The 6983-nt window shown below is 52.3% G+C and carries 7 protein-coding genes; 4 read left to right on the top strand and 3 right to left on the bottom strand.

All coding sequences use genetic code 11. From position 1 onward, the window contains the following. The first annotated feature begins 95 nt into the window (after nt 1-95). A complete protein-coding gene (locus Q0340_RS01530; protein ID WP_298081875.1) occupies nt 96-560 on the top strand; it encodes a hypothetical protein in 465 nt (154 codons plus the stop codon). 555 nt (nt 561-1115) lie between these two features. Here the strand turns inward: Q0340_RS01530 and Q0340_RS01525 are convergent. The 3 genes from Q0340_RS01525 to dnaG form a co-directional block, all read right to left on the bottom strand. Further along, complete coding sequence (locus Q0340_RS01525) at nt 1116-1526, bottom strand: hypothetical protein (protein ID WP_298081874.1); 411 nt, start codon at nt 1524-1526, stop codon at nt 1116-1118. A gap of 385 nt (nt 1527-1911) precedes the next feature. Then, complete coding sequence (locus Q0340_RS01520; protein WP_298081873.1) at nt 1912-2895, bottom strand: argininosuccinate synthase domain-containing protein; 984 nt, start codon at nt 2893-2895, stop codon at nt 1912-1914. Nucleotides 2896-2904: 9 nt separating this feature from the next. Further along, a complete protein-coding gene (dnaG, locus tag Q0340_RS01515) occupies nt 2905-5064 on the bottom strand; it encodes a DNA primase (protein WP_298081872.1) in 2160 nt (719 codons plus the stop codon). Between the two features lie 60 nt (nt 5065-5124). Here dnaG and Q0340_RS01510 point away from each other — a divergent pair, with 60 nt between their 5' ends. From Q0340_RS01510 to Q0340_RS01500, 3 genes are all read left to right on the top strand, one after another. Then, nucleotides 5125-6150: a tetratricopeptide repeat protein gene (locus tag Q0340_RS01510; protein WP_298081871.1), complete on the top strand. Its 1026-nt coding sequence runs from the start codon at nt 5125-5127 to the stop codon at nt 6148-6150. Beyond that, entirely contained in the window at nt 6128-6550 is a 423-nt protein-coding gene (gene rnhA, locus Q0340_RS01505; RefSeq protein ID WP_291938667.1) for a ribonuclease HI, read from the top strand. Before Q0340_RS01510 ends, rnhA begins: the two co-directional genes overlap by 23 nt. Nucleotides 6551-6764: 214 nt before the next feature. Further along, the coding region (locus Q0340_RS01500; protein ID WP_298081870.1) for a hypothetical protein at nt 6765-6983 on the top strand (219 nt) is incomplete at its 3' end.

Genomic DNA, 6983 nt, shown 5'->3' with positions numbered 1-6983 from the left:
GTTTAAACTACCGGTGTTTGCGGCGCTAGCGGGCATAGAGCGCATAGAAATAGACGCGCCCGTTTGCGGGCGAGCCATTTGATTGCGAGAGTTTGTTGCAGTTTTCCGCGCTAAAAAGCGTCAGTCTAAACGGCGCCGTCTGCAACCTGCGTGCCCTTAGCGAGCTTGAGGGATTAAATTCCATCCAGATAAGATACTACCCCGATTTGAGCGGGCCGCCTAGCTCGTGGAGCGGGCTTAATTATTTTATCGCATGGAATGTCGAGCGAGACGCAGGCAAGGCGCTTAAAAAGGAGCTTGCCGCGCTTGCTAAAACGCGAGAGTTTAGCTACGCCGCCGTCGCGCAGCTGCGTAAAAAGACGTGGTTTGAGAGCGAGTTTAACATCCCCTTTACAAACTGGGAGGGCAAAAACGGCAAAACCGCGCTAAAAGTGATCAAAAAAGCAAGCTGCGAGCGCGAAGCAAGGGCGGTCATAGAGGAGCTTGTAGGCGCGATAAATAAGCTACCTGTATCGAGACGCCTGAGCGCGAGGACGCTTATGTGGCGGTACGCCAGATAGCGGATAATGCGCGTTTTGAGATACCGCAGAGCAAAACCCAGGAGTGGTTTGATGTGGTGCGGGATTTTTAAAATTTATCCGAAGCGGCGCATGGTTGAAATTTATCCGAAGCACAGCGCGGTTTAAATTTATCTAAAAAGCGACGCCGTACGGCAAAGCCCACGCTTTTGCCGCTTTGAGCGTATTTTGCTTTCTTGAGCTAAAATTTAGAGAAAGCCAGCGATCGGCTCAGACTGCAAAAAGGCGAATAAATTTGCGAACATTTTGCAATTCGCCTGCTTCAATGCAGATTGAGCTTTGCACGGCTGCGGCAAGTGCTTCGCCCGTCCGCCGTAAATTTTAAAATCTACGCGCCAAGCTTTTCGTATCTATGAAAGACACTTTGCCAGCCAGCTCAAAAGCCTGCCTATAGCGCGGTTTCATTCATATTTTTAGTCTTATATTGCCTCGCTTCTATTTTCATGCTCTTGCTACTTAAATTTAACGTCTAGTGTCTTAAAATTCTCGCTGCACGCCGAAATTTATACGCATATCTCTAGCTTTCGCGGTTAAATTTTAAATTTCATCCCCGTTTATCTCATCCGCAAGTTTTAAAATTTTATCCTGCACCGCCTCAGGAGCGTAGATATCCATCCACTCTATCCCATTTGATGCGCTAAAAAGCACGGCGATCCGCCCCTCGCTCATCGCGCGCTTGGCAAGCTTGGTCGCCGCTGGGCTGTTGCCCATATTTGGCGTCTCGTCTATGCTTATCTCGGCGCAGTGGCGCAAAATAGGCGCCGGATCAAACTCGCCATCAAGCAAAACAACGACCGAGCCGCGCCTAAAACTGCAAGCGCTCCAAAAGATCTCGGCGCCGTTTACGCATTCGCGCGCTAGATCGAGGCGAAATTTACCCCGCTCGCGCACGAGAAAACTAAACTCGCTCAAATTTAACGGGTGCTCCACGCTACCGAAAGCCCCCACGATACTATCTTTGCGCCCGTTATAGACGTAGGCGGCGAGCGCGTTTTGCAGTAGCGGAGCGATGATCTACTCGTGCGCGCTCGTGTGGTCGCCCTCTCTGGCGCGGCCTGGGATCTTTACGAAAAACGGTTTGAAATACTCCATAAACGCTCCTTAAATTTGTAAAATTTGCTCGCTTTCGTTTTTAAATTTAACGGCTTGCACTTTTAAATTTATGCCTATTTGGCTCTTGCGATAGCCGAATTTAGTTCGCGGCGCCCGCTTTTTCGGCTCGTTTTTCAGACGCCGCCGTTTTAAATTTTATTCTTGTATCTGCTATCGCAGCTTCTTGCGCTTATGTATCGTTTTTATGTCTATTAAATACAACCTTGAGGCGGTTTAGATTTTACACAAAATACTCGCGCGCAGCATCCTTGCTCTCAAAGGGGCTTACGCTCAGCTCGCTGCCCTCTATGAGCAGGGCGTAGCGGCGCGCGGCGTCCGTTTTGGCGTAGGTCAGCGCCAGCCTCGCCGCAAGCTCTCTATCCGCCTCGCTCGCGCCCCTGCTTAGCAGGCTTAGCGCACCCACAACGTCGTCTTTAAATTTTATCTCACTAAATTTAGGATTTTGCACTGCGGCAAGCTTTTTGTTATCGCTCTCATCCCGCCCGATTATGAGCTTGGCACCCTCAGGCAGGCGCAGATGGCGTCCGAATTTTAAAATTTCAGCGTCCGCGGGCGTTTCGATCTTTTCAAATTTTACCGCATCCTTGATCCGCTCGCTGAAGCTCTGCACGGTCAGCAGACAGCCTCCTGCGGGCGTTTCGTAATCCTCAAAGCCGAACTCCGCCGCCAGCTGCATCTGCCTAGCCCGCCCGCGCCCGCTGATGTCAAGCAGCGCGCCCCTATCGACCCAGCCCTTGATCTCGGGCGTCGTGGGCGGCAGCAGCTTCGCGCACAACGGACGCAGGATCAGCCCCTCCTCATCGCCGCTAAGCCCGCCGACCTGAGCTAGAGCCTGCGCGCGCTGGCTCATCGGGCGCTGTCCGAGCACCTCGCCCGTGATGATGAAGCTCGCCTCTTCGCTTTGCAGCATCGCAAGCGCGGTCTTAAACATATATCCGTGGCAGTCGATGCAGGGGTTGAAGTGCTTGCCGTAGCCGTATTTGGGCTCGAAAAGCACCTGCCGCAGATATTCGCTTCTGATATCGACGCTTTTAAAATCCGCTCCCGCGGCTGCGGCTCTGCGGCGCATGATCTCGCTCTTGTCGTCCTTGCCGCTAAATCCGATATCCATATTCAGCGCGAGCACCTCGATGCCTTGCGAGACGATGAGTTTGACCGCGAGCATGGAGTCAAGCCCGCCGCTAAAGAGCGCCAATGCCTTCATTTCGTTCCTTTACTTGAGTTGATTGATCTTTTTTTGATACTCCAAGATCCGCTCGATCTTGTCGGGCGCGTCGGAGTTTTTGAGCTTTTGCATCAGATCTTGCAGGGCGTTGCGGCGTAAAATTTTGCACGCGTCGTTAAAAAGCGCCGCGCCGCCGATCGGCAAAATTTCATCATCCAGCGCAAGCGCGCGCAGATTTTCGCAGGCTTCGCTTTCGGCGTTTTGAATATTTTGGACACTTTGAGCGCTTTGAACATTTTGAGCTGCGGCTTCCCTCTCGCCTTGCTTTGCGACGTTGTTTACTTCTTGCTTCTCGCCGTTATTTGCACCCTCTTGCTTCTCGCCGCCGTTTGCGCCCTGCTGCGCGGAGCCTTTTAAATTTATGGCGCCTGTAGAGCCCTGCCCGCTAAAATTTTGCTCGCTAGAGCTCTCGCCGCTTTTTAAATTTACGCTCTCGCCCCGGTTAAAATTTTCTCCCGCGCCGCCCGCAGTAAAATTTTCGAAAGCGCTACCATTCGCATTACCGCCCTCGCCCATGATGAAATTTTTAAAATTTCCGCCGCTGCGAGCGAAAGCCAAAAACGCCTCGAAAATATCGCCGTGCATGCGAAAATCGCGCCGCTCTAAGCAGCCGAGTCCAAGCTCCGCCATCTCGCCATCGAGCAGCATCGATTTTATGATCTGAAGCTCTGCGATCTCCTTACGACGCGGTAGCGAGCGCCCGAGCCTTGCCGAAACCGCAGGCGGTGCGGAGCTTTCGTAGCGCGTCGTGTTTTGCTCGCGAACAAAATTTCCGCCGTTTAAACCCCCGCTCGCACCGCCCCCGCCGTCTGCGCCGTGCCCTTCGTAAGAGCCGAAATCGCGAGAGCCGAAGCTCCCGCTCTCGTTAAAATTTTGCCCCTCAAAGCCCGCGCCGAAATTTTTACCGCCGCTAGAGAGATTAAACGAGCCGGGCGAGACGTTTAAAATTTGCGCCACTAAACTCTGATAGGACTCGGCAAGCACGGGACCGAGCGCTGCGGTAAATTCTTTAATCTCATTTAGCGCCGCTTCTTTTTGCACGGGGCGAGCGAGGTCGTATTTTTTAGCGATTCTTCGGATCAGAAACTCCCCGCTCTCCATACCGCTAGCATAAATTTGCTCTAGCTCGCGCACCTTGCCGGCCGCAATCATATCCGCGGGATCGGCACCGCCGCCGATTATAGCGACGCTTGAGTCGATCTTGTTCAGACACAAAAGCCGCGCCGATTTTATCGCCGCATTGATGCCCGCGGCGTCGCCGTCGAAGCTAAGCACGACGTTAAGCTCCGCGCGCTTTATAAGCGGCAGATGAGCGGGCGTCAGCGCCGTGCCGAGCACCGCTACGGCGTTGTCGATGCCCGCTTGATGCAGCATGATGACGTCCATGTAGCCCTCGGTGATGATGAGGGTTTTTTTAGCGATCGCGCTTTTTTTCGCAAGGTCGAATGCGTAGAAAATTTTAGATTTATCAAACAGCGCGCACTGCGGCGAATTGACGTATTTAGCCGGGTTATCGCTTATCGTGCGGCCGCCGAAGCCCACGAGCTTGCTTGCGTGGTTGTAGATCGGAAAGGTGATGCGCTCGATGAAGCTAGCATAAAGCCCGCGCTCGTTTTGCTTCACCGCGCCCGCATTTAGCGCGTCTTGCGGCGGAATTTCTTCGTTTTGCAAAACTCTGATCGTCTGCGCGCTAGCTCCAGCGTAGCCAAGGCCGAATTTGCGAATGCTTTGATCGCTTAGGCCGCGATCGTGCAGGTATTTTACGGCGGTAGGATTTTGATAAAGGCAGCTTTGGTAGTAGGCGTTTAAAATCCCAAGCACCTTCTTCTCTTCGCTGCGCTCCTGCACCTTGGCGCCGGTGTATTGCAGCGCGAAATTATACATCCCCGCAAGCTTTTCGACCGCTTCTGGAAAACTTATCTTTTCGTAATCTTGGATAAATTTAATCGCGTTGCCGCCAGCCTTGCACGAAAAACAGTGAAAAATTCCAAGCTTGGAACTCACGCTCATGCTCGGGTGCGAATCGTCGTGAAATGGGCAGACACCCACGAAATTTGCGCCGCTGCGCTTAAGCGGGACATATTTTTCTACGACGTCTACGATATCTACGGTGGCCAGCAGATTTTCTATGCTTTCGTTTTTAATCATAAGCGAAATTATACCCGCACTTTGCTATAATTGCCCTTTATTTTTGCGACGAGGTTTGATTTGGGTAATTTTTTCTTAGACGATCGCGACCCGATTTTCGGGCTTATCATGCTGATAAGCATAATTTTGCTAGTGTCGATTCTAAGCTATATTTGGGGAGTTTTTTCTAAAAAAAACGAGAGGCAGAGCCTAGAGAATTTCATCAAAAAATTTGACACTCTAGACGCGCTTAGTTCGGAGCACAGAGCGCTTTTGGCAAGCCCGCAAATTGATATCCCGACGCTTGGAATTTTGGCTAGCTCTTTCGTCAAAAGCGGCGACTTCGAGCGCGCGATAGAAATTTATCTAATCGCGCTAAGTAAGGCTAGCGGCGGCGTGCAGAGGGAGTTTATCCTCACCAATCTCGGTATCGTATATTTCAAAGCGGGCTTTTTAGGGCGCGCCGAAGAGGTGTTTTTGCAGGCGCTGAAGCTGCGCCCCAGAAACAAAGAGGCTCTTACGCATCTTACGGTGATTTATGAGCGGCTGAAGCGCTTTAATGAGGCGCTTGAGGTGCTTGACGCGCTGCGCGAACAGGACGCCGAAGTATATGCTCAAAGCCAGTTCGAGCGCGCCCAGATCATCGCAAACGATGCCAATACGCCGTTTAACAAGAAGATCGCTAAAATTTCAAAGCTAAACTTCAAAGGCGCGGGGCGGTTCTGCATGGAGCTTTTTATCAAAAACAAAGAGCCTATGGAGGGCTTTGACCGCTTCCCGCCGATCGAGCAGGCGATCGATCTGATCTATGATTTCCCTGCGGCGGTAAATACGCAGGATGCGGAGTACAACGCGCTTTTTTACGCGCTCGGAAAAAGCGATCAAAAGCCGCAGAGCGCGAGTAAAATTTTTGAGATCAACGCGCTTATGGCTATGAAAGACGCGGGCTTTGAGGACGCCGGGCTTAGCTTTAGCTACACCTGCGCGAAGTGCAAAAGCTCGGTGGGGCTTTTTTCGCACCGCTGCCCGGTCTGCTACGAGCTAGGCAGCATGGAGATCAGAGCGCAAATTTCGGAGAAAACCGGTGAAATCGGTCAAACTTTTTAGCGACGGCAGCTGTCTCGGAAACCCTGGAGCGGGCGGCTGGGCTTACATACTGCAATACGGCGACGCGATAAAAAAGGCAAGCGGCGCAGAAGCGATGACAACGAATAATCAAATGGAGCTAACCGCCGCTATAATGGGGCTTAGCGCGCTTAAGCAGCCCTGCCGCGTCGAGCTTTTTACCGATAGCGAGTATGTCGTCAAGGCGATAAATTCCTGGCTCGCAAAGTGGGTCGTTACCGATTTTAAGGGCAAGAAAAACGCGGATCTGTGGCGCAGATACCTTGCGGCGGCGGCGCCTCACGAGATCAAGGCCTCGTGGGTCAAGGGGCATGCGGGTCATCCGCAAAACGAGGAGTGCGACGCTATGGCTCGCGCGGCTGCAGAAGCGATAAAGGGCTGAAATTCTATGGCGAAGCTCGCGGTTGCGCGGATTTAGCATAGATTTACCCGCGTTTGCTTTGCACATAGAGCCGCTTCGGCGTAAATTTTATCGCCCGAAGCCGGTTTTAGCGCATTTGTTCACGCAATCGAGCTTTGGCGGAAATTTCGTTAGCAGCGAGCAGGCTTTGGCACGACTCTATTCGCGACGGGTCTATTTTTGGCGAGGATTTCATTTGCGGCAAGCGAGCTTTGACGCGGTTTGCGTTAGAATTGGCGGGCTACGTTTAAATTTTATTCGCCGCAGATCGGCGTCAGAGGGCTTCATTCGCCGCGTTGGTGCAAATTTAGCGCAGATCCCGCTCTCGTTCGTTTCGCTTGCGCAGGTTTTGTTCGCGCCAGATGCCGTTTGCGTGCGAGCCGCCGCGGATTTCGTAGAATTTTATAAAAAGGTT

Source organism: uncultured Campylobacter sp. (genome assembly GCF_938045595.1).
Lineage (GTDB): Bacteria > Campylobacterota > Campylobacteria > Campylobacterales > Campylobacteraceae > Campylobacter_B.
Note: the sequence above shows the minus strand (reverse complement) of the source record. Positions and strands in the feature narration are given on the sequence as shown.